Origin of the sequence: Nocardia miyunensis NBRC 108239, assembly GCF_001613065.1 — a bacterium.
Taxonomy (GTDB): Bacteria; Actinomycetota; Actinomycetes; order Mycobacteriales; family Mycobacteriaceae; genus Nocardia; species Nocardia miyunensis.
Window position 1 is genome coordinate 75188 of sequence record NZ_BDBQ01000060.1, and the last position, 23381, is coordinate 98568.

A 23381-nucleotide genomic window follows, 5' to 3' on the forward strand; every position below is an offset into this window, starting at 1 on the left:
TCGGGTCCGGCTTTCCGCTGCCGTTCAGAGTGTTTCGATGTGTTGGGTACCGGACTCGTCGGAGGGTGCCGGTCGGCGATTCGGGGGTTGTTGCGCGAACGGGCTGGGCTTGTGTGGCTGTGTGAGACTGCCGTGGTGACGGAAATCGATGAAGCTGCTCGTGCGAATCTGCTGCGGCGGGGGTTCCTGCTCGAATACGCAACGCTCGCATGGAATGTCGTCGGCATAGTGGTGATAGCTATTGCTGCGGCTGCGGCGAGGTCGGTTGCGTTGGCGGGGTTCGGGTTGGATTCGCTGATCGAGATCGGTGCTTCGGCCGTGGTGATCTGGGAGCTGTCCGGCACCGGGGAGTCGCGTCAACGGTTCGCGCTGCGTTCGATCGGAGTGGGGTTCGCCGCGCTCGCCGTATATTTGCTGGTCCAGTCGACCGTGGTCTTGGCCACCGGATTTCATCCCGAGCATTCGCCGCTGGGTATCGCTTGGACCGCGGTCACGGCGGTGGTGATGTTCGGATTGGCGACGGGAAAGGCGAGAACCGGTGCCGCTCTGGGTAATCCGGTGTTGGCGACAGAGGGGAAAGTCACCCTGATCGACGGACTGCTTGCCGTCGCGGTGCTGATCGGATTGGCACTCAACGCTGTGGCGGGTTGGTGGTGGGCCGATCCGGTCGCGGGTTACGTTCTGGTGTTCTATGCGGCGCGAGAGGTGAAAGGGGTTTTCCTCGGGGAGCCTGTCGAGAGATGAGTGAGAGCCGGGCTGATGATGCGGCGGATGCGGGGAGTGCTGGAGATCCCGCGGACTGGTCCCGGTGGGGCCACCCCGAGGACTCGCGGAACGGGCAGACTGGTGGGGTGAGTGGACGGCGGGTGTTGGGGGATTTTCTGCGGGCACGGCGGGGGCGGTTGGGGCCTGAGCAGGTGGGGTTGTCGGTGGGGGTGGGGCGGCGGCAGACTCCGGGGTTGCGGCGGGAGGAGGTTGCGACGCTCGCGGGTTTGAGTGTGGATTACTACACGCGGCTGGAGCAGGGGCGGGATACGAATCCGAGTCTGGCGGTGCTGGATGCGCTTGCCGGGGCGTTGCGGCTCGACGGGGACGAGCGGATGCATCTGTACGACCTGGCTCGGGCGGTGGCGGTGCGGCGGGTGGCTCCCGAAGTGGTGCGGCAGGTGCCGCGGGCGGGGTTGCTGCTGTTGCTCGAGTCGGTGCGGCCGACGCCGGGGTTGATTCTGGATCAGCCGAGCAATGTGCTCGCGACGAATCCGGAGGCGTTGCGGTTGCTCGAGGGGTTGTCGGATTTCGCTGTGGCGGAACGGAATCTGGTGCGGTACGTGTTCACCCATCCCGCGGCGCGGCGGGTGTTCGAGGACTGGGACGCGATGACGCGCGATTGTGTGGCGCATCTGCGCACGGTGCAGGGGCGTGAACCGGATTCGGCGGCGATCCATGCGGTTGTGGACGGATTATGTTCCGAGAGTGCGGAATTCGCGGACCTGTGGGCACACTACGATGTGCGTACCAAGCGCGGTGCGACGCGGGTGTTCCGGCATCGTGAGGTGGGGCGGTTCGCGTTGACCTCGGAGATCGTCACCGCCCCCGACGGGCAGCGTTTCGTGGTGTTCCAGGCCGCGCCGGGCAGCCCGGACCACGATGCGATGACGCTGCTAGGGATGATGGACGATGGTGTACCACAGCAGCGCGCAGGTGCCGAGGACGAAAAGTGGTGACAGGATCCAGGTTTCGACCTTGTTGCCGGTGCGTTCGATGATCGGGATGGTGGTGCGGAGCTTGAAGGGCCAGAACAGGCGGCAGCCCCGGTCGGTGAGGCAGTCTCCGGCGAGGTGGGCCAGGGAGCCCAGGCCGACGGCGAACGGGAGCCAGGTCGGTTTGTCCGAGATCCACTGGTCCATGGCGAAGGTGCCGGCCGCGGCCAGGATGACGATCGTGCCGTAGGAGCGGAATCCCTCGCCGGGCGGGCACAGATTCAGCGCGCGGACCGCGAGGGCGAGCAGGAAGAACACCAGGGAGAGGGTGAACCAGCGGTGCAGCCAGTGCTCACCGGCCCAGGTTCCGGCGGTGACGGCGATGACGAAGGCGAACGAGTGGGTGGCGTGGCGGTGCCCGCCGGATACTTCGGAGATCACTTTGCAGGCCACATGCGAGACCGGTCCGAGCACATGGGAAATGGTGCCGCTGGGATGATCGGCGTCGGGCAGCAGTGCCGCGCCCGCGGTGAGGAAGGTGCCCATCACCAGATCGACGGTGCCGATATGTCCGGCGGTGACCGCCGGGAAGGTCAGAATCGAAAGCGGCAGCGCGGCAGCGGCTCCGGCCCACGCGAGAGCGCCGCTGGTCGCATGTGAATGTCCTAGCACCGCCTCGAGAGTAGCCGATCTTGATCTTCGGCTGCGAACGACCATGGGCGAGCGCGGTTTCGAGGCCGTGTGCCCCCGAATCGGCACCGGCCCAGGGCAGGTCAGGCGCGCTGATGCGGATGCGGGTCCACGATCCGGTGTAACGCGTTGAGGTTCGCGTCCAGGGCGTAGAACGTGCGCAGCGCGATGGCGAATGCGAAAAGCCCACCGACGCGCAGTCCTACGATCGGCCCGATGACGGATTGCTGCTGATCGGGATCGAGGAAGACCAGTCCGGCGGGCACGCCGATCAGCGGCACCGAGGCCGCGATACCGAGATAGATGCGGCTGCGTCGCACCAGCCGGTGCAGTCGCTCGGTCTCCGCGGGGCAGATGTGCCCGGCGGCCACGAGTCCCGGGTAGTACCAGCGCAATACGAAGAAGGTGACCGGAAAGTACGTGTACACCACCGCAACCGCGGCCGCGACGGCGTGCGAGGCGATCAGGTCGGTGAGCAGTCCGGGCGGCAGCGATCCGAGGCCGTGCAGTCTGATCAGGAATACCGCACCGGCCGCGAGCCACCCGATGACGGCCACCACCGCGATCCGGTCGCCACAGGAGAGGGTGTCCGCGCGGGCCTTGGCGAGGGTGGCCTCGTCGAACCGGCGGCCGTGGCGTAACCCATCGGGCACCAGGAACACCTGGCGACGCCAATACAGCAGTCCCGCGATGCCCAGCGGATAGGCGATGACGGCGACATCAGTCCCAGCCGGGTCATGGTGCCGGCGGCTGCGGGACCGAGTTGTCCTTCGACCAGGCGAATGTTGTGCGCCCCCATGTACAGCCCGGCCAGCAACTGCCCGAAGATGCTGGACAGGGTGACCACCGGCATCGGCCGCATGCGCAGCCGGGCACGCAGGCTGTTCGTCGGCGGGTCGACCAGGTCGCGGGCCGTACGGTCCTGGCTGAGTTCGAGTTGATCGGCCAGCTCCGCGCCGGTGGCGTAGCGGTCGGCGGGGTCGGGCGCCAGGCAGGTCAGCAGTGTGTGCCGCAGCATCGCGGGAGTGTCCGGCGGCAGCTGATCCTGGTACTTCGGATCGATCCCGACATTGCGGCGGTCGATCATCGCCTGCAGGGATTGCCCGGACTCCCCGCAACCGAGTTCGTCGTCGAAAGGGATTGTGCCGGTGAGCAATTCCCACAGCACGACGCCGAGGGCATACAGGTCGCTGCGGGTGTCCAGGTCCGCGTCCGAGGCGGTCAGGCCGGGATGGATCGCGGCGAGCTGTTCGGGGGACATGTGGCTGCGCGCGGTGATCTCCTCGTAGATCACGGGCCCGGCCCCGAGGATATTCGATCCCTCGCGTCGCTTATCGGTGGTCGGGTGAGACCGTTACCGGGGAGTAGGGATTTCCGGCCACTGGTCTGGCCTTACTGAACAATAGTGAGATACGCTCCGGGACAAGACGTTCGACGAGAGAAGGGGACGAACTGTGTCCACAGCCGCCGCGGTGAAACTGCAGATCCAAACGATCGGAGCGGGATTCATGTTCTCCCGCGAGGCCAAGGCGTTCGGCGCTTCGACGGGGGTGACGACGTTCCTCGGGCCCTACACGCGCGGGCGCGGCGGTGTGCTCGGCGACGTCGACGCGGACGTGGTGACCTCCGCGTTCGGCTTCTTCCCTGCCGAGACCGTCCGCTCGGCGTGGGACTCGCTGGATATGCCCGCGGAGAAGGCGGCGATCGCCTATCTGGGGGTGTGCCAGGATTTCGGGCGGCGCAAACTGGGCGGATTCGACGGCGCCGGACGGCTGGCCGAGTTGCTGGCCCCGGTGGTCGCGGCCGCCGATCCGGCCGGTGCGGCGCTGTTCGCGGGCTGGCGGGCGCTGCCGTGGGCCGCGGACGATCCCGCGCGGGCGATGCAGCTTATCCACGTGATGCGCGAATTGCGCGGCGGGCTGCATCTGCTGGCCGTGCGGGCCGCTGGGCTGACTCCGCAGCAGGCGGTGCTGATCGGCGGATCGCCGCGCAACAGCGGCGCGGACCAGGCGCGCGCGTTCGGGTGGCCCGAGCCGTACCAGGAGATCACCCCCGAACTGCGGCAGCGGTGGGATGCGGCCGAGGCGACGACCGACGAGCTGATCGGCCCGGCCTTCGCGGTTCTGGACGAGAAGCAGGGCGCGGAACTGGCCGAATTGCTCACGACCGCACAGGGTTTGGTTTACAGCCGCTGAATCGGGTTGTGGGCGGGATGCTTCCGTGACGGCCGCGGTACCGCCGATCTGTGGGATAGTGCCGGAGGACGATCGCTCGCGACGAGCGATCACCCTCCGGCACAGGTGAATCCGGTCCGATCAGCGCAGCGCCGGGATGACCTCGCGTTCGAACAGCTCGATGCCGGAAGTGTCGTACGCGGCCTCGGGGAAATTGAGGATCGCGTAGCCCAGGCCCAGATCGCGCAGGGCACTGAGCTGCTCGGTGATCTGATCGGGTGTGCCGTGCGTGATGGCCTTGTCGATCCAGGCGTCGGCCGCCTGCTGACCGATGACCGGCACCAGGCGCGCGCGCAGTGCGGTGAGGCGGTCCTCGATCTCGGCCTCGGTCGCGCCGGTCACCACGGTGGTGTTGGCGCTGCGCACGATCGCGTCGAAATCGGTGCCCACATCGGCGCAATGGCCGCGCAGCAGTTCGGATTTGCGGGCGAAATCCTCGCCGCTGAAGTTGGTGTACTGCGCGTACTTCGCGGCGATCTTCAACGTCACCTTCTCGCCGCCGCCGGCGATCCAGAGCGGAATCCCGCCCTCCTGCAACGGAAGCGGCTGCACGATCGCACCGTCGACCTGATAGTGCTTGCCGTCGAGGGTGGCCTCGCCTTTGCTCCACGCCTGCCGGAAGATCTGCACGCCCTCGTCCAGGCGGGCCAGGCGCTCACCGGCGGTGGGGAAGCCGTATCCGTATGCGCGCCATTCCTGTTCGTACCAGCCCGCGCCGATACCCATCTCGACCCGGCCACCGGAGATGATGTCCACGGTGGCCGCGACCTTGGCCAGATAGGCCGGATTGCGGTAGCTCATCGCGGTACACATCTGACCGAGCCGGATGCGCTCGGTGCTCGCCGCGAACGCGGACATCAGCGTCCACGCCTCGTGGGTCGCCTCGGTGGTCGGCACCGGCACGGTATGGAAGTGGTCGAACACCCACAGCGACTCCCAGTCGTCGTTGGCGTCGGCCCGGCGGGCCAGATCACGCATCACCGTCCACTGTGCCGCGGGTTCGATACCGACCAGATCGAGCCGCCAGCCCTGGGGGATGAAGATGCCGAAGCGCACGGTCTACTCCTTCGCGTCCGTGGGGTCCGGGATGGACCCCGGCCGCGGCGGGTCGCGCCGCGGCACCGCAGTCCACTGTCGTGGGTCGGTGCCCGGTCGGCAACTTCTCGCCCGCAGGTCCGATCAGTCGTCGCTCGGTGCGGCCCGCGGCCAGGAGCGCCCGCTGCTGGGCAGGGCGGCCGGATCGGTGCTCAGCACACGGGGTTTCGCTGGCGAGGGGGTGGCGAGTGCGGCCTCCGCCTCGGCGGTGCCGCGCTCGTCCAGCTCGGCGACGCCGACCAGCACGATCAGCATCATGGTCACCAGGGTGACGGTCATGATCAACGGGGTGAGCAGCTGCACCGGGTCCACGCCGCTGCCGCCCATCGCCATGTCGTGAGCGGTGGGCTTGTCCGCGGACATCGAGGCCATGCCGGTGTAGTGCATGCCGCACACCGCCAGACCCATGATCATCGCCGCGCCGAACGTGGCCGCCAGGCCCTGGACGTGCAGCATGAACCACAGCGCCGCGGTCGCCGCGACGACGGCGATGACCACCGACAGCGCCACGACCGAGAGGCTGTAGTGCATCGCGACGTCCGACTGCATCGCGAACATGCCCATGTAGTGCATACCCGCCACGCCCAGTCCGGTGACGGCCCCGCCGATCGGCAGCGCGAGCACCTCACGCCGCCAGCGCACCACCAGCGACAGTCCGACCCACACCACCACGATGGCGACGACCGCGCTGAGCAGCGTCAGTGGCAAGTTGTATCGGATGTTCGCGCCGTGAATGGAAAAGCCCAGCATGGCGGTGAAATGCATGACCCAGATCCCGGCGCCGCCGAGTGAGATCGCCGCGGCCACCAGCCAGCCGCCGGGACGTTTCGATTCCCGCGCGTGGAAGGCGCACCGCAGTCCGAGCACCGAGCCGATGACGGACATGATGTACGCCAAGACCGGGGTCACCCAGCCGTAGCTGAAGTAGTCGAGTTCTAGCACGTGGCACTTCCAAATTTCCTTGAACGAGAGATCGCAGGGACCCTAGTTCAACTTGTCGAGTATGGGAAGCTCGATGTTTACCCGAGGAGATACGCCGGTGTGACCATCGGGCGGACGTTGTAGACGAAGTTCTGCCGAGACTCGTGATAGCTCTCGTCGGGCGCGAAGAAGTTTCGGTGCATCTGGGTCAGCTCCTCTTCCCGGTACGCGGCAAGGGGTTTGGCGGCTTCATCGGCCGCGCGGCGCTGCTTCTTGGCCAGCAGACGCTCGGCCAGCTCAGGTGCCGCGGCCAGGGCGGCGGCCTCCTGCCGCGCCCAGGTCCAGAACTCGCCCGCGCTGCCCGGGATCGCGTAGTCGGCCAGGCCCAGGGACACCGCCTCGCGCGCGCCGACCGGCAGGGGAGTGCCGGTGAGCCGGGCGGCCTCGGCCGCGCCGACGCGCCGCGGCAGCGAGTAGGTCCAGTACTCCGAGCCGTATAGCCCCATCAACCGGTAGTGCGGGTTGAGCACGACCGATTCGCGGCACCAGATCTCGTCGGCGGCCAGGGCGAGCATCACCCCGCCCGCGGCGGCGTTGCCGGTGAGCGCGGAGATGACGAGTTTGTCGGTCGTGGTCAGGATGGCCTCGACCAGATCGTCCATGGCGGTGATGTTGCGCCAGGATTCCTGCGCCGGATCGGCGGCGGCCTCGATGACGTTGAGGTGAATGCCGTTGGAGAAGAAGTCCCGGGCCGGGCCGAGCACCAGCACGTCCACCGGGCGGCGGCTGGCCTGGCGGTAGGCGTCGAGCAGGCGGCGGCACTGCCGGGTGTCCATCGCGCCGCCGGCGAAGGCGAATTCGAGGTAGCCGACGCCGGCGTCCTCGCGGTAACGCAGTTCGGACCAGGTGTCGCGTTCGGCGGCCTCGGCCGGGGTGATCGGAGCCTCGGGGACGTCGGTGAGTTCGGCGGCCAGCACGTCGGCGGCGGGGCGTTTGAAGGTGGCCGGGCCGCCGGGGACGCGGCGCGGGCGCAGCTGCGGAAGCCAGATCGCGCCGTCGACGGTCGCGCGGCAGATCGCCCCGTCGCGGGTGGCGACGATCGCGCCGGGCACGCCGCGCAGCCGGTCCTCGTTGTGGCCGCCGTGGATGAAGTACTCGCGGCCGAACAGCACGTCGACCACTCCGGGCTGGGAGTCGGCGGCGCGTAGTTTGCGCAGGATCGCCGCGGTGCTCTCGGTGGACCAGTCGATCCGGCGGAACTGCTGGGAGTGGTAGGGGCGCAACTGTCCGCGCACGTCGGGACGCGTGTAGTCCAGCGGTTCGGGCTCGTAGTCCCCGGCGAAACGTTCCACGGCCAGCAGTACCGCGCGCACGGCGGCGTCGGCGGCCTCGTTGCGGTACAGCTCGCTCTTGCCGCAGTCCGCGACGGGGAACGGGACGCTCGCCCAGATCGGGCCAGCGTCCATTTCTTCGACTGCCTGCAGGACGGTGACGCCCCATTCGTCGGCGCCCTCGGAGATCGCCCAGTCCAGCGAGGACGGGCCGCGGTCGCCCATCGGGCCGGGGTGCACGATCAGCACCGGGTACCGGGTCCACACGTCCTTCGGGATCGCGGTGGTGAGCATCGGGGCCAGGATCAGGTCGGGGCGAAAGGAGTCCACGCGCGCTCGCAGCAGATCGTCGCCGAGGGCCAGTTCGACCCCGATGTGATGCCTGTCCCGCAACTCGGTGTGAACGCGCTGGGTAAGACTGTTGAATGCGCTGGCGACCAGCAGGATGCGCACGGTGCTCCTCCATCGGGGATGTTTCGGGAACCGCACCACGAGCGGGTGGTGGTTCAGTCCGAAACTAGCCAAGTGAGGGCCCGGATGCATCTTTGCGAATGCCATGCGGCATCCGATACGACTGTAGGCCCCCGGGTTGAGTTGTGTTGGCCGACAAGCCATCCGAGCGCGCGTCGGGTCACATTCCGGACCGTGGCTATCATGAGGCTATCGGTGTGGGCTGAGCGGGGTGGTTCGAATCGCATAGTGGAGCGCCGCCGAGGCGAGTGGTCTGGAGGAGCGGTCGAGAGACTGGCATCCTGCCAGCAAGCGCATTTCAGTGGTGGTGCGCCGGGGGCCGCATCCGGTGTCCAGAGGTGTGGACGTTCGCGGGCGAGCGGTCCGGCAGACAGAGACGCTACGCGATCGCGAACCGTCGTGAACAGGGACTTTGGTCCCCGAATCCGTTGAGCGTCAACGTAATCGAGCCAATATGACGCTGCGGGCAGTAGATACTACGCTCGCGATCGCAGCTTCGGAAGACATTCCGCACAGATCGGTGAGTGTGAAGAATGACTCGGCGCTCATCACCACGGCGAGGTCCTGGCGCATTTGCGTCAACGTCTCAGGAGTGAGATCCGCCAGGGGTTCCAGGGCGGCCTCGATGAGCCCGAGACGGTAGGCGGGACGCAGGATTTCGGTCGGGCGGACGATGGCCGCGGCCATCGTCGCGCGCACCGCCGGTGCGTGGGTGAGCACGTGCCGCAGCAGATATTCCGTCGCGTGGGCGACCCGCTCGGCCGGATCGGTGACGTGCTCGACCGGGGCCATGATCTGCGTTGCGCCCGGCCATGATTCGTGCATCGCCTCGCGCAGCAGGGTGGCCAGATCGGGGAAGTAGCGGTAGGCGGTGGCCTCGGAAACCCGTGCGGTCCGGGCGACTTCGGGCATGGTCACCTCGCCGCCCGCGTCGATGAGGGTGCGCGCCGAGTCCAGGATCGCGCGTCGGGTGCGCTCCTTCTGATTCGCGCGTCCGCCGCGTGTCGCGGTCGATGTGGATTCGGCCTGTCGGGCCACCTCGCTCACCTCCGTAGTCGGTTGATATCGAGAGCATACTCTCTTCGTGAGAGTGGACTTGCATAACGCGATGGGTGCGTCTACTTTGATGAGAGTCCACTCTCACGAACGAGGAGTCATCATGGCCGCGTATGACATTCGGGTTCCCGGCATCGGTCCGGTGCCCGTCACAGTGACCGAAACCGGTTCGGGCCCGGTTCATCTGCTGCTGCACGGCGGGGCGGGACCGCAGTCGGTGCAGGAGTTCGCCGAGCGCTACGCCCGAGTGCGGTCGGTGCGGGTGCTGACACCGGTGCACCCCGGCTTCGGTGGTACGCCCCGGCCCGAGGCGGTATCCACGATCGCCGACCTGGCCACGGTGTACATCGCGCTGCTCGACGAACTCGGGCTCGACGAGGTGACCGTGATCGGCAATTCGATCGGCGGCTGGATCGCCGCGGAGATGGCATCGCAGGGCAGCGACCGGATCGCCGCGGCGGTTCTGGTCTGCGCGGTCGGCCTCGAGGTGCCCGGGGTGACGCCCATGGACTTCTTCGGTCTGCGACTCGACGAGATCGCCGACTACAGCTACCACCGGCCCGACGCCTTCCGGATGGATCCGTCCACCTTCAGCCCGCAGCAGCTCGAGGCGATGGCCGGGAACCGTGTCGCGCTGCAGGTCTACGGCGGTGAGCGGATGGCCGACCCGGCGCTGACCGAGCGGCTGTCCGGGGTGAAGATCCCGGTGCTGGTGCTTAGCGGCCAGAGCGACCGGATCGCCCCGCCGGAGATCGGGCGGGCCTACGCCGCCGCCATTCCCGGCGCGCGATACGAGCTGCTACCCGAGACCGGGCATCTGCCGCAGCTGGAAACGCCCGATCAGCTGGTGACGGCCCTCGCGGCCTTCGCCGCCGGAAAGTAGGTACGAGTCGTGACAGAGGTACTGATCACCGGACAGGACAACGCCGAGATCGCACTGACCGGCCCGGTCGTGCTGCGTATCCTCGAGGACGGCAGTGCGACCGACCACCGGCTCGGCGTCGCCGAGATCGAGGTCGCCCCGCACACCCAGGGGCCGCCGCAGCATCGGCACGCCCGCCACGACGAGGGGTTCTACGTCGTCTCGGGCACAGTGCGTTTCACCGTGGGCGCCACCGACCACGACGTCCCCGCGCGCACCCTGGTCATGGTCCCGCCCGGCGCGCCGCACACCTTCGCCAACCCCTTCGACGAACCCGCTGTCATGCTGAACACCTTCACCCCCGACCTGTACGTGCAGTACTTCCGCGACCTGCGCGCCATGATCGAAGCGGGCGAGCCCATGACCCAGGAGAACGTCGTCGAGGTGATGGCACGTTACGCGACCACACCGGCCGAGGACCACCGGCACTGAGTCCGGATTCGCTGCTACCGCCGCAACGTATCCGGCCGTGACACCGGACGATCGGCGGCCCGCCCCGGCGACCCCGGTGTACCGCAGGACATTTCGACCCCACCGCTTCGTGATTTCGAGACACCCGCGCTCAGGCGCGTAAGCCGTTGCGTATCAACTGATTCCGATCGGACACCGGGATTGCGGGCGCGCGCTACGGATTCACGTTCTGCGGGAGATGAGTCCTCGTGCCGCGAAGGCGCGACCAGCGCAGGGCACTTCGGCTGGGCGGCGCTGCCGCGAGCATCGCCCCCAGTGGCGGGACGTGCCGCGGTGGCGACGATTCCGGCCGGTCGGCCGCGAGCCCGCGTCGGCGGCGTACCGGTAGATCGTGCCGACCGGCCGCGACTGATGCCGATCGAGCTCACCGAGGCCGAGTCGCCGGAGCGGTTGTCCGAGCCGACGCTTGGGCTTGCCTCGCGCCAATGCCGGTGTCCTTCCCCGCAAATGGCCGCTACTGCGGTGTTATCCGCAAACCCCTGCGGCAGGTCTTGCGCCCGTGCTTGCGAGACACAATGGCTCGACGCAATTCATCTGCGGCCGAACGGAAACCGGTTCGGCATCGGCGGGAAGGCCGGGGCGATCTGTGGACCGGAGCTGCCGGTCGGGGTGAGATAAGGCTGCGGAGGCGTCGTCGTCGCGAAACATCTCGCTGTCGTGCGGGTTCCGGCCGATCCGCTCGAATTGCGCTGTGTACCAGGCGGAATCACGGGCGCGGGCCGTCCGATAGTCGTCGCCATGGCTGAGGGCGTGAGCCGGGATGTGATGTGAGTGGCCGAAACTCGCCGGGCGGGATCGCCGGTCCTGTCGTACCGGGCCGATAGCGGTGTCCGGGCCGGGGAGTCCTCGTCGCCCTTACCGGACCGAGCAGGGGGTGTGGATGAGCGGTGCGGGGATGGGGGGCATGGGCGATGATGGAGGCGTGGGCTGGAATCCGAGGCAGTGGGACGCTGCTCGGATATTTCGGGTTCGGGGGGAGACGGGACGTCCGGGACGGGCCGAGGCGCGTGCTCGGCGGGCGCTCGGGTTCGCGGCGGGGGTGGGGGCGGTGCTGTGGCTGGTGAGCCATATGCATGTGATCATTCAGCAGGATCGGATGGTGCAGGCGTGGTGGACGCCGACAGTGGTGGCGGGGCTGCTGATCACCGGGACAGGGCTGGTCGTGGCGTCGCTGACGGTGGGCGGCCCGGCCGTCGGCAGGTTTGCGGCCTGGCTGGCGACGGTTATGCTGGCCGCGCTGATGACCTTGCCGATCGCCGGGCACTACAACTGTTTCGGCCCGTCCGGTACCTGGATCCCGCCGTTGGTGGCGGCCACAGCGGTGGCCGGCGTGCTGGCATGGCCCCGGTGCTGGCCGGTGTATCTGCTGGTCTCGGGCGTGATCGCCGCCGTGATCGACGCATACGTCTCCGGCGGCACCGGAATTCACGTCATCGCCGAAGATCTCGTGCGGACCTGGGGTGTGCAGGGCTTCCTGACCTGGACCGCGGCGCGGCTGCTGGCCGCGGCGATCGAACTGGACACCGTGACCGCGATCGTCGTGCGGCAGGCGACCGTGGCCGCGGGCGCGGAGGCCACCGACCGTGAACGCACCCGATTCGCCGGACTGATCCACGACAACGTCCTGGCCACCCTGCTCGACGCCGCCCGCGGCGGCACCGCCGAACGGCTGCGGCGCTCGGCCCGGCGCACCCTGCGCCAGCTCGACACCAGCCCGCACGAATATCGCGTCGAGGACACCGGCGAGGTGCGCGAGGCGATCGAGGCGCTGCGCGCGGAGGCCGCCGAGCACGGCCTGCCCGTCACGGTCGACCTCGCGAACCGGGCCCGCGACCTGCGCATACCGAACGAGGTGACGACCTCGCTGGCCGGTGCGCTGGGCGAGGCGGTGCGCAACAGCTTGCGACACGCCGCGCCCGACGGACGCGCGGTCACCCGGACGGTGCGAATCGCGGTGGACGAGGGCGGGGTCGTCGTGCAGATCGTCGACGACGGGGCCGGATTCGAGGTCGATCGGATCGGCGTGGAGCGGCTGGGTGTGCGGCAGAGCATCCTGTGGCGGATGCGATGCCTGCGCGGCGGCGACGCGCAGGTCGACTCGGCACCCGGCCGGGGAACCACGGTCACGCTGCGCTGGACTCACACCGACCCGCGGGAACCGCGGCCTCCGGCGCTGATCGGCGTGCGGGGTCTGCCGGGCATCGTGATGATGGCGCTGCTGTGCTGGGCGGTGGGCATGCTGCTGCTGGGATATGTGCGCGGCGGCGATCCGGTCGTGGCCTGCACCGGGTTCGGATTGGTCGCCGCGGCGGGCGCGGTGGTGCTGATACCTCGGGACGACCCGCTGCCGCGCGCGGCGACCTGGTCGGTGGTCGCGGTGGGTCCGCTGGCCGCGTCCATCGTCAACCTCGGTCCGCGCGCGGCGCACCACGCGGTGTGGGTGATCGTCGCCTACTCGTATGTGCTTGCGCTGCTGGCGATTCGGGGCCGGGTCGCGGCGACGTGCGTGGCCTTGCTCGCGGCCGGGGCCGCCTACTACGTCGCGGGCGGATCGCCGGGGGCCGCACTGAACGGCACCGCCGTGGCGGGCGCGACCGTCCTGGCGGCGGTCGCGTTCACCCTGTACATGCGGCCGCTGCTGCGCTCGTATCACGGGGCCCGCGCCGATATCGCCCGGCATGCCGGAGCCGAGGCCCGCGCGGCGGCGCAGAGCCGGGAACGCCGCAGTCAGATGGCCTATCTGTCGCGCACCGCGCGCCCGATGCTCGAATTCCTCGCCGCGGGCCGTCCGCTCAGTCCGCAACAGGTGCGCGAATGCCGGTTGCTCGAGGCCGAACTGCGCGATCGGCTGCGCGCGCCGGGTCTGGCCGATCCGGCCCTGGTGCGCGCCGCCCGCGCGGCCCGGACCAGGGGCGTGCGACTGACCCTGCTCGACGACGCCGGACCCGGCCCGGAGGACGGCGAATTGCGTGCGGCGATCGTGGAAACCGCTGTGGCGTACCTGGATTCGGTGATGGGGGGCCGCGTCACGGTCCGCGTGCTGCCGCCGGGACGCGGCTGCGCGGCCACGATCGTCATCGTCGAGCCCGACACCTACCGTCGCGTGGAGATCGACGCCGGGGGAGTGCCCTCGGCGACCACCGAACCGGCCACCGCGGGCTGAGCGGATCGCGCGGCCTCACTTGCGGGCGTAACTGCGGAACTGGAAACTGTCCTTGCCGTTGGACGAGCGGGTGATCCCGGTGGTGAAGGCCAGCACGAACTCCCGCGGGATCTCGGGTGCGTAGGCATCGCCGGACGCCTTGGCGTCGACCTCGGTCACCACGATGACTGTCGCGAATTCGATTGCCGCGGAGAATATTTCGGCTCCGCCGAGCACCCAGACCTCGTCCGGGTCGGTCAGCGCCAGGGCCTCGGATACCGAATCCGCGCTCTCGGCTCCCGGTGCGAACCACTCGGGATTGCGGGTGATGACCACGGTGCGGCGATCGGGCGCGACGCGCGCCTGTTCGGGCAGTGCGTCCCAGGTGCGGCGGCCCATGATGATGGTGCGGCCGCCGGTGACGTCCTGGAAGTGCTGCACGTCCTCGGGGATCTGCCACGGGATGCCGCCCTTCGCGCCGATGACGCGGTCGGGGGTTTGGGACCAGATCAGCCCGATCGTGCGCTTGCTGTGCTCGGTCACGTGCGGTCACCACCTTCGCTCTACGAATAGTTTACCTTTGCTAACTATCTCGTCGGCTGTTCGGCTGATCACCCCGGTGTTGCGCGACCTTCAGGTGGTTATGCGCTCACCACCACTTCAGGATCGGCCGCATCGCCCGGCCCAGCGCGGGCGCCAGGGATCGCGAGTAGTTCGCGGTCAGGTGATGTTCGTCGTGATAGATGAGGATATTGCCTGCCGAGACCGGGCAGACGTCCGCCGCGCAGACCGCATCGGTCATATCGAGCGGAAAGATGTTCGGGAACCGCGAGGCGGGTTCGGCTTCGGGGTTCACCGGATTCAGGGCGTAGTCGCGTGGCAGGCCGCAACTCGTGCTGTCACCGCCCTCGGCCAGGCAGTCCGAGGCGCGATAACGCACCCCGTCGCGCCGTAGCCACGGCGTGTCGCGGATAGCCACCACGTTCAGCCCGCGATCGGCAAGTTGGGACCACACGTCCAGATAGTCCTGCGGGGTCTCGTCGCCGGGCCCGTCGAGGGGGCGGGTGCCAGTGGTGAACACCCAGTCCGGCCGTTCCTGCCCGAGCCGGTCGATCACCTGGCGGGACCAGTCGCGACAGTCCGGAATCGCCTCGCCCTTGTAGGAGATGGCATCCGAGACGGTCAGCGGGCAACCCATCTTCAACATCACCCGCACCCGGAAACCGTGCTGCTGACCCAGGATCTGCAGGGCCGGAATCCAATGTTCGGCATGGGAACTGCCGACGACCGCGAGCGTGCGCTGGGCGTTGCGGTCGCCGTAGTCGCAGGTGACCACGTCGGTCGTCGTCCAGTCCGCGATACAGCCGTCGGTGGTCGGATAGGGCAGGTCCGCGGGCGCTTCCAGGACCGTGGGCCGCATCCGCGCGTGCGGGACCGGTGCGCCCGCGGCCAGCGCCTCCGCGCCGGGATACTGGACCGGGTCCAGCGACGCCGGCGGCCGGGGCCCGTTCGTGCCCATCGCCACGTGCCAGGACGCGCTCGCCCCGATTCCCACGACACCGATCACCGCGACCAGTGCGCCGATGGGCCGCCGCAAGCGCATCAGGACCGGGGCGAGGGAGATCGTCCGGGGGCGTTCGGCGCGCTGGCTCTGCTCGGCCGCGAGCGCGCGGGCCGAACGCATCCGCAACGGCTCCTCCACCAGATGCCGGGTCGCGTACGCGAGCACCAGCGACACCCCGATCACGCCCAGGCCGCCCACCGGCCCGGCCATGGGCCTGCCGCGTTCGGAGAGATAGAAGATCAGGAACGGCCAGTGCCACAGATACAGCGAGTAGGCCATACCGCCCAGTTCCACGGCCGGTCGCGTGGCCAGCCAGCGCAGCAGCAGCGGCCGGGCGGCGGGTTCGAGATTGTTACCCGCGAGGATCAGCGCCGCGGCCGCGCCGACCGGGATCAGCGCCGCGGGGCCGGGGAACACGGCCGCACCGAAGACCAGTTCCCCGCAGATCGCCACGATGATCAGCCCGGCGACCGCCACCGCGGCGCGCGCGATGCGGGGCATGGTCAGCCACGGCGCGGCGATCGCCAGCAGCCCACCGGCCAGCAACTCCCAGGCCCGGGCGAACGAATCGTAGTAGTTCCAGCTCTGGTGGGCGCTCTCGCCGACCATCGCGTACAGGAACGAGATGACTGTGAGCGTGCCCAGCAACACCAGCAGCGCCGGGCGCAGCTGCCCGGGACGTCCCAGCTTGCGCAGCGACCAGGCCACCACCGCGAGCAACAGTGTGATCGCGAGATAGAACTGCCCCTGCACCGACATCGACCACAGGTGCTGCAACGGGCTCACCGACGGATCGGCCGCCAGATAATCCGACGACGCGAGCGCCAGATGCCAATTCTGGTAGTAGAACGCCGAGGCCAGCGTCTGATCGGCCAGATCGGCCCACTGGGTGACCGGGCGCAACGTCACCGCCGCGACCACCACGGCCGCGAGCACCACCACCAGGGCGGGGAGCAGGCGGCGCAGCGTGCGTCGCACGGTGAACAGCACCCGCACCGCACCGCCGGATTCGATCTGCCGCAGCAGCAGACCGGTGAAGAAGAACCCCGACAGGACCAGGAAGATGTCCACGCCGCCGGACACCCGCCCGAACCAGACGTGGAAGAGCACCACCAGAACGATGGCCACACCCCGCAGACCGTCCAGATCCAGGCGATACGCGCTCGCGGCCGAGGGGCGGACGGCGGGTGCGCTCTGCTGTGGGCCGGATTGCACCGGCTGCTGCGTCCTGCCCATCACCGCGCGCGGAACCGTTGTGCCGGTGCACAATTCGCATCGGGCGACGGGCTGGGCAGCGAAACGCAATGCGTCAACGAGGAAACCGGCACATGAATTCTCATATCATGTCCGCGAATTGGGGTCCAATCAGGGACATTCCGAACGCAGAACGCCGACGCGGCCGTCGGATGCGGCCGCGCCGGCGGGTTCGGCCCGGTCAGCTGTTGGCGTTACCGGCCTGCCAGGTCTGCCACGGGACCTCCCAGTCGCCGTAGGTGTCCCACACCGGCAGGGTGGGCCCGCCGGAGTTGGTGATCTCCACTACGTCGCCGATGCCGAAGTGGTCGTAGAACCACTGGGCGTTGGCGGGCGCGAGGTTCACACAGCCGTGCGAGACGTTGCTGCTGCCCTGCTGCCCGACCGACCACGGCGCGGAATGCACGAACTCGCCGTCGTTGGATATGCGTTCGTCGAGCAGGACGGTCTCGTTGTAGTAGCCGGGCTGTCCGGCGCAGGTGCCATAGGTGCACGAATCCATCACGATCGAGGGCTGCTTCGCGGAGATGACGTGCGGGCCCTCGTGCGAGGGGAAACCGGGCGAGCCCAGACTCATCGGCATCTGGTTGACCTGTTTGCCGTTGTCGAAGATGGTGAGCTGGTCGGTGCTGCCGTCGGCCTTGGCGACCCAGGCGTCGTGCACGGTGTAGTCGGCGCTGTTGTTCTCCGCGCCCAGCACGCCGTTGCCGAGATCGAGCCCGACCACATCGGCCTCGATGTGGATCTTGGTGCCCGGCAGCCAGTAGTTCGGGCCGCGATAGTGCACGTCCTTGTCGTCGACCCAGTACCACGCACCGGGCTGCGGCGGGCTGACGGTGATGTGCAGATGCTTCTGCACCTCGGCCTTGTTGGTCACCGGTTTGGTGAACTGGAACACCATCGGCTGGCCGACGCCGATGCCGGTGGCGGCGACCACGTCGGGTGCGGGCACGACGTTCGCGTACGCGGTGCTGACGCTGTCCGCGGAGATCGTGTTCACGGTGAAGTTCTGCTTGGTGTGCGCACCGGCGGAGTTCACCGCGTCGGCGGTGATGGCGTAGGCGCTGGAGAAGGCCAGCGAATCGGTGTTGGTCCAGGTCTTCCCGTCGGGGGACAGGGTGCCGGCGAGGGGCTTGCCGTCCGGGGTGGTGGCGGTGACGGCGGTCAGGTGCCCGCCGGTCGCCGAGACGGTGATCGGGACGCTCGGATTGATCGGTTTCGCGGTGTCCGGAACGTCGATCGCCGCGGCCGGGACCGCGGGCGTGGTGTTCTCCTGGGCACCGCTACCGCCGCCGTGACCGGTGGCGGATCGGCCGAGGAAGACCGCGCCGACGGCGATCACGACGATCGCCACGGCCGCGGCGGCCAGCAGCCAGGTCGCGCGTCCGGGGCCCGGCACCGAGCTGCCGGGCGCCGCCGCGCCGACCTTGGCAGGCGGTGCGACGGGCGTGACCGACGGCAGTGCTGTGGTCGGCGCATCGGCGCCGGGTGCGCTGGGCGGCGTGGCGGCCGGGATCGCGGTCGTGGCGGCTTCGTCGGCGCTGGGAATCGCGGCTGTGGCCACCTCCGCGTCGGTGGCCGCGCGGTCGGCGCTATCGGATGCTTTGTTCGTATCGTCTTGTGCGGCAACATCTTTCGATGCGGCACCGCCGGTTGTGGCGGCGTTCTCGGATGCGGCCGGTGGTTTTTCGGGGTGGCGGTCCTGGCCGGACTGTGGGTTGGCGTCGGTCGGTTCGCCGGAGCTCGAATCGGTCACGATGTTCTGTTCGTCCTCACCGATCCCCGTGTTAGCGGCGGCCGGTTTGTCGGTGGTGGTCGGTTCCTGGGCGGGGTGCGACCCGCTGCTGTGTTCGGGATCGCCGGTCTGGCTCATCGTGCCCCCGCCCGGGCCAGTATTCCACGTCCACCTCCACGCTCCCGCGCCGCCCGCACGCCCCCGGTGGACGATGGGGCGCGATCGTTACGACATTCCTCCATGAAGTCGATCTTGCCGCAGGATCGCGAAAACCATGCTCCCTCACAGTAATCGCACAGCGAAGCGAGACCTTCGCCGATGCGCGCACACCGGCCGCCCGATCGCGCGGGCGGCCCGGTGTGACTCACTGTTCGGGCGCCAGAACCTCTCCGGAATCGGCCGCCCGCACCAGAATCGCCTCGACCGGACAGGATTCCGCGGCATCGAGAACGCTCTCGTCGGGATCGGCCAATTCGGCGACCGGACTGGAATATCCGTCCACGAGTGTGAAATGCGCCGCGGCCGTGCCGGTGCACATACCCGAGCCGATACAGGCGTCACGGTCGACCGAGATGCGCCATTGCTGTTCGCTCATCCGCCCGCCTACCAGCTCACCGGCAGCGCGATCGGCCCGCGCACCAGCAGGCCCGTCTTCCACTGGACCTGCTCGAGCGGGACGGCCAGCCGCAGCCCCGGGAACCGGCGCAGCAGGGTGCCGATCGCCACCTGCAGTTCGACCCGGGCCAGTTGAGCGCCCAGGCAGTGGTGCACGCCGTACCCGAACGCGATGTGCGGATTGTGCTTTCGAGTCAGGTCGAGTTCGGCCGGGTTGTGGAAGATGTTCTCGTCGCGATTGGCGGATGGCATCTGCGCGAAGACGGACTCACCGGCGCGCACGGTGACCCCGCACAGCTCGAGATCCTCGGTGGCCACCCGCGCGGACCCGCCCCCGGCGCCGAGTTGCACGAAACGCAGCAGTTCCTCGATCGCGTCGGGCACCAGATCCGGATCCGCGCGCAGCGCATCCCACTGTCCGGGTGTGGTGAGCAGCAGGTAGGTGAAGTTGGCGATCTGGTTGGCGGTGGTCTCGTGACCGGCGACGAGCAGGGTGATGCCGAGTTGGACCAGTTCGTCCTCGGTGAGCCGGTCGTCGTTGTCGCGGGCGGCGACCAGCGCGCCGAGTACGTCATCGCCCGTGTCCGGCGCGGCGCGGCGTTCGGCGACCACCTCGGCCAGATACTTCTCGAGTTCGGTTCGGGCCGCGGTGATCTGGTCGGGGGTGTAGGCCGTGGTGGACAGGATGGCATCGGAGAAGTCGCGGAACCGGTGCTGGTCCTGCGGAGGTACGCCGAGCATCTCGCAGATCACCGTAACCGGCAGTGGCAGTGCGAGATTCGCCACCAGATCCGCGGGCGAGCCGATCCGCTCCAGGTCGTCCAGGCAGTGATCGACGATCTGCTGAGCGCGCGGGCGCAGCAGATCGACCCGGCGGCTGGTGAATGCCTTGGCGACCAGTTTGCGCAGGCGGCTGTGCTCGGGCGGATCCATGGTCAGCAGCGAGGGGCGGGCGGGTTGCGGGACCGTGCGGGGGATGTCTTCGCGATCCACGGTGACCGCGCGGCTGAATCGCGGGTCGGCCAGCACGAATTTGACGTCCTCGTAACGGGTTACGAGCCAGCCGTCGCCGCCGTAGGGAAGATGCACGCGGCTGATCGGTTCGGTGTGCCGCAACTTCTCGTAGAGCGGATCTATCTCGAGCCGGACCGGAACTCCGAAGGGGAAGTCGCGTACCGGTGAGTCGACGCTCATATCTGAACTCCCTTCCCGCACGCCGCAACTGGCGTGTAAGCGATGTAAGCGAGTGCTTACAAAAATAGGGTAAGGTGGTCCACGGAACGCGTCAACTTCTGAATCGCGTTACTGCGGTGGGAAATTCACATCAATGCGCTCGAGCAGCACCCGCGCGGCACGCAGCACATGAGCGGCAACCGCGTCCGGATCGGCTCCGGCCAGCGGATCTCGCTGATGCACCGTGCGCAACAGGCCGATGCCCAGCAACCACGCGAGCAGCAGATCCGCGCGCAACTCGGCGTCGGGTGCGTCGGTGAGGGTGGACAGCGCGCGCACGTATTCCTCGTCCAACTGCGCGCGAATCGCCGCGGTGCCCTCGTCGTGCCCGCTCGACCGAAGCGCGGCCTGCAGCCAATAACCCTGTGCGGTAGCTTCGTCCGGTCGCAGCATGCGCCCGAGCATGCGGGCCAGCAGCCCGTCGTCGGGGCCCTCGGCCAGGCGGCGGCCACGGTCGGTGATCGAGGCCCGGAACAACTCGTCCTTGGTGCCGAAGTAGCGGAACAGCAGCGCCTGGTTCACCCCGGCGCGCGCGGCGATATCGCGCACCGTGGCACGCTCGAATCCGCGCTCGGCGAACAACTCCTGCGCGGCGGTCAGCAGCGCAGCGCGCGTGGCGGCCGCATCGCGCCGGCGTCCGGCCGGTGCGCTCTCCTCGGACATCCATCCTCCCGGTGATCGTCCCAGCAGAGTACGGGCAGCCTCGCGGGTGGAAGGTGACGCCCGCTCGCTCAGGGCACGGCCGAGTGGACGACCTCGCGAGTGCTCTCGCGTTCGGCCGCCGGATCGGCGGGAGGCCGGCGACGCTTGCGGGGGATCAGCCGCGGAGACCACCAGGAGAAATCGCCGAACAGCCGCATCGTCGCCGGGACCAGCAGCATGCGCAGCATGGTCGCGTCGATGAACAGGGCCGTGACCATGCCGTACGCGATGTACTGCATCATCACCAGATCCGAGAGCGCGAACGCGCCGGTGACCACCAGCAGGATCAGGGCCGCGGCGGTGATGATCCGGCCGGTGTGCGCGATGCCCGAGCGGACCGCGTCGATGGTGGACGCGCCCGCCCGGCGCGCCTCGACGATGCGGGCGACCAGGAATATCTGGTAGTCGGTGGACAGGCCGTAGATCACCGAGACGATCAGCACCAGAACCAGCGCCATGATCGGCTGCGCGGTGAAATTCATTGTGCGAGAGCCGTGTCCGTCGACGAATATCCAGGTCAGCACGCCCAGCGTGGATCCGAGGCCGAGCAGGTTGAGTACCGCGGCCTGCAACGGCAGCACGATCGAGCCGAAGGCGGCGAACATCAGGGCGGTGGTCAGGATGAAGACCAGGGCGATCATCCACGGCAGCCGGTGCAGCAGCGCGTCGACGCTGTCGCGTTGCTCGGCGGGCGTACCGCCCACCAGAACCGTTGTGCCCCTGGGCAATGGCATCGAGCGCAGATAGTCGATGGCGGGATCGGGGCGGTGCGGATCCAGCAGCACGGTGTCGGTGGTGAAGATGCCGGGATTCGAGGGCCCCTGCACCGCGGCCGGGAAAGGTGCGGCCAGACCCGGTGCGCGAGCGGCGGTTTCGAGTACGCCGGGCACGTCCCGGGTGTCGTTGGTGATCACGATCAGGGAGATCGGTCCGGTCTGACGCAGCGGGAAGATCCGGTCGAAATGCTCCTGGGCGAGGCGGGTCTCATTGTCCGGCGGCAGGAATCGCTCACTGATGCCGCCGAAGGCGATATCGCGCACCGGCGCGATCAGCAGCACGAGGATGGCGACGATCGGAATCCCCACGGCCAGCGGCCGTCTCATCACCCATCCGGCCAGCCGCCCCCAGCGGTTGTCCGGATCCTCCGCGGTGCCGCGGGTGCGCTGGAACCGGCGGAACCCGAACAGATCGATGCCTCTGCCCAGCACCGCGAGCATGGCGGGCAGCAGGGTCACCGCGGTGAGCGCGGCCAGCGTGACGGTGATCATCGCGCCGTAGGCGAACGAGCGCAGGAACCCTTGCGGGAAAAGCAGAATCGCCGCCGACGCGGCCACCACGATGGTCGCCGAGGACACCACCGTGCGTCCGGCGCTGGCCACCGTGCGCCGCACCGCCGGCGGAACCTCGTGCCCGTCGGCGAGTTCCTCGCGGAATCGGCTCACGATGAACAGGCCGTAGTCGATCGCCAGTCCCAGCCCGATCATCGAAACCACCGGGGAGACGAAGGAATTCACGTCGGTGACGGTGGTGATCGCCCGGATCACCCCCCACGCGCCGATCACCGTGAGCCCACCCGCGATCAGCGGCAGGGCGGCCGCGACGACGCCGCCGAAGACGAAGAACAGCAGCACCGCGACCGCGGGGATGGCGAACAGTTCCATGCGCGTCTGATCGTGCGCCATGGTGTCGTTGAGTGCCCCGGCCACCGGCTGCCCGCCCGCGACCAGCATATCGATGCCCGGAATGTCGAACGCTCCGGCGACGTGCCGGTAGTTGCGCATCATCTCGGTGTTGTCCGCACCGCGAATGGCGATGGAGGCGAAGGCATATCGGCGATCCTCGGAGCCGAAGACATCCGGCAGCGACACCCCGGTATCGGTGCGCCAGTAGGTCCCGTTGACCTTGGCGATCTGATCCGGAAAGCGTTGCGGCAGGCTGTTCAGGCTGTTCACGACGGTCCGCGAGAACGCCGGATCGTCGATCGTGCGTCCGGGCGGCGCGTGGTAGAGCAGGAGCACATCGGCAATGTGGTTGCGCCCGAACGCCTCGTCCTTCAGGCGTGCCTCGTGGATGGACTGCGAACCGGGGTCGTCCCAGCCGTCGGCGCTGAGCCGGTCGTGCAGATCCATCCCGTAGACGCCCAGTGCCAGCAATCCGGCCAGCAGTACCACGATCACCGTGAACCGCCGCCGAACGACCATGTCCGCCCAGCGCGTGAAATCGGCGAACAAAGGCCGTCCTCTCT

General features: G+C 68.6%; 20 protein-coding genes. 6 read left to right on the forward strand and 14 right to left on the reverse strand.

Translation table 11 applies throughout. The annotated features are described in order from the left end of the window. Positions 1–135 precede the first annotated feature (135 nt). Positions 136–744, forward strand: coding sequence for a cation efflux transmembrane domain-containing protein (locus tag NM2_RS26010; protein ID WP_218025988.1), 609 nt, complete (start codon positions 136–138; stop codon positions 742–744). A gap of 107 nt (positions 745–851) precedes the next feature. After that, positions 852–1724, forward strand: a complete 873-nt coding sequence (locus tag NM2_RS26015; RefSeq protein ID WP_067673803.1) for a helix-turn-helix transcriptional regulator — start codon at positions 852–854, stop codon at positions 1722–1724. Here NM2_RS26015 and NM2_RS26020 read toward each other — a convergent pair. The 3 genes from NM2_RS26020 to NM2_RS50685 form a co-directional block, all read right to left on the reverse strand. Beyond that, on the reverse strand, positions 1662–2372 hold the full coding sequence (locus NM2_RS26020) for a metal-dependent hydrolase (protein ID WP_067673805.1): 711 nt from the start codon (positions 2370–2372) through the stop codon (positions 1662–1664). The genes NM2_RS26015 and NM2_RS26020 overlap by 63 nt on opposite strands. A 101-nt stretch (positions 2373–2473) precedes the next feature. Continuing rightward, a complete protein-coding gene (locus NM2_RS50680) occupies positions 2474–2947 on the reverse strand; it encodes a hypothetical protein (RefSeq protein ID WP_174575678.1) in 474 nt (157 codons plus the stop codon). Continuing rightward, positions 2905–3684 (reverse strand): protein kinase family protein, encoded by a 780-nt coding sequence (locus NM2_RS50685; protein WP_067673808.1) that lies wholly within the window; start codon positions 3682–3684, stop codon positions 2905–2907. The genes NM2_RS50680 and NM2_RS50685 overlap by 43 nt, the downstream gene beginning before the upstream one ends. Positions 3685–3844: 160 nt before the next feature. Here NM2_RS50685 and NM2_RS26035 point away from each other — a divergent pair, with 160 nt between their 5' ends. Continuing rightward, complete coding sequence (locus tag NM2_RS26035) at positions 3845–4585, forward strand: SCO6745 family protein (protein WP_067673811.1); 741 nt, start codon at positions 3845–3847, stop codon at positions 4583–4585. Between the two features lie 120 nt (positions 4586–4705). Here the strand turns inward: NM2_RS26035 and NM2_RS26040 are convergent, their stop codons facing one another. From NM2_RS26040 to NM2_RS26055, 4 genes are all read right to left on the reverse strand, one after another. Then, complete coding sequence (locus NM2_RS26040; RefSeq protein WP_067673813.1) at positions 4706–5680, reverse strand: LLM class F420-dependent oxidoreductase; 975 nt, start codon at positions 5678–5680, stop codon at positions 4706–4708. Positions 5681–5803: 123 nt separating this feature from the next. Next, a complete protein-coding gene (locus NM2_RS26045; protein WP_245718227.1) occupies positions 5804–6661 on the reverse strand; it encodes an MHYT domain-containing protein in 858 nt (285 codons plus the stop codon). A 77-nt stretch (positions 6662–6738) separates the two neighbouring features. After that, on the reverse strand, positions 6739–8424 hold the full coding sequence (locus NM2_RS26050; protein WP_067673864.1) for a hydrogenase maturation protein: 1686 nt from the start codon (positions 8422–8424) through the stop codon (positions 6739–6741). A 453-nt stretch (positions 8425–8877) separates the two neighbouring features. Further along, positions 8878–9480 carry a TetR/AcrR family transcriptional regulator gene (locus NM2_RS26055; RefSeq protein ID WP_067673866.1) on the reverse strand — a complete coding sequence of 201 codons (603 nt, stop codon included), beginning with the start codon at positions 9478–9480 and terminating at the stop codon, positions 8878–8880. Between the two features lie 121 nt (positions 9481–9601). On the opposite strand from NM2_RS26055, the gene NM2_RS26060 reads away from it, so the two are divergent. The 3 genes from NM2_RS26060 to NM2_RS47840 all read left to right on the forward strand — a co-directional run bounded on the left by NM2_RS26060 (position 9602) and on the right by NM2_RS47840 (position 14054). Beyond that, complete coding sequence (locus tag NM2_RS26060) at positions 9602–10381, forward strand: alpha/beta fold hydrolase (RefSeq protein WP_067673815.1); 780 nt, start codon at positions 9602–9604, stop codon at positions 10379–10381. A 9-nt stretch (positions 10382–10390) separates the two neighbouring features. Continuing rightward, positions 10391–10852, forward strand: coding sequence for a cupin domain-containing protein (locus NM2_RS26065; protein WP_067673817.1), 462 nt, complete (start codon positions 10391–10393; stop codon positions 10850–10852). 943 nt (positions 10853–11795) lie between these two features. Then, positions 11796–14054: a sensor histidine kinase gene (locus NM2_RS47840; RefSeq protein WP_157121312.1), complete on the forward strand. Its 2259-nt coding sequence runs from the start codon at positions 11796–11798 to the stop codon at positions 14052–14054. Between the two features lie 15 nt (positions 14055–14069). Here NM2_RS47840 and NM2_RS26075 read toward each other — a convergent pair whose 3' ends face one another. The 7 genes from NM2_RS26075 to NM2_RS26105 all read right to left on the reverse strand — a co-directional run bounded on the left by NM2_RS26075 (position 14070) and on the right by NM2_RS26105 (position 23367). After that, the gene (locus NM2_RS26075; RefSeq protein ID WP_067673819.1) at positions 14070–14576 is read right to left on the reverse strand and encodes a dihydrofolate reductase; all 507 of its coding nucleotides are present in this window, start codon (positions 14574–14576) and stop codon (positions 14070–14072) included. 106 nt (positions 14577–14682) lie between these two features. Then, positions 14683–16833 (reverse strand): acyltransferase family protein, encoded by a 2151-nt coding sequence (locus NM2_RS26080; protein ID WP_067673870.1) that lies wholly within the window; start codon positions 16831–16833, stop codon positions 14683–14685. A 199-nt stretch (positions 16834–17032) separates the two neighbouring features. Further along, positions 17033–18223, reverse strand: coding sequence for a L,D-transpeptidase (locus NM2_RS51890; protein ID WP_439956920.1), 1191 nt, complete (start codon positions 18221–18223; stop codon positions 17033–17035). 727 nt (positions 18224–18950) lie between these two features. Next, positions 18951–19181, reverse strand: a complete 231-nt coding sequence (locus NM2_RS26090; protein ID WP_067673821.1) for a ferredoxin — start codon at positions 19179–19181, stop codon at positions 18951–18953. Positions 19182–19189: 8 nt separating this feature from the next. Further along, positions 19190–20395: a cytochrome P450 gene (locus tag NM2_RS26095; protein ID WP_067673823.1), complete on the reverse strand. Its 1206-nt coding sequence runs from the start codon at positions 20393–20395 to the stop codon at positions 19190–19192. Positions 20396–20503: 108 nt separating this feature from the next. Continuing rightward, on the reverse strand, positions 20504–21097 hold the full coding sequence (locus tag NM2_RS26100) for a TetR/AcrR family transcriptional regulator (RefSeq protein ID WP_067673825.1): 594 nt from the start codon (positions 21095–21097) through the stop codon (positions 20504–20506). Between the two features lie 68 nt (positions 21098–21165). Next, a complete protein-coding gene (locus tag NM2_RS26105) occupies positions 21166–23367 on the reverse strand; it encodes an MMPL family transporter (protein WP_067673827.1) in 2202 nt (733 codons plus the stop codon). Positions 23368–23381: the final 14 nt, after the last annotated feature.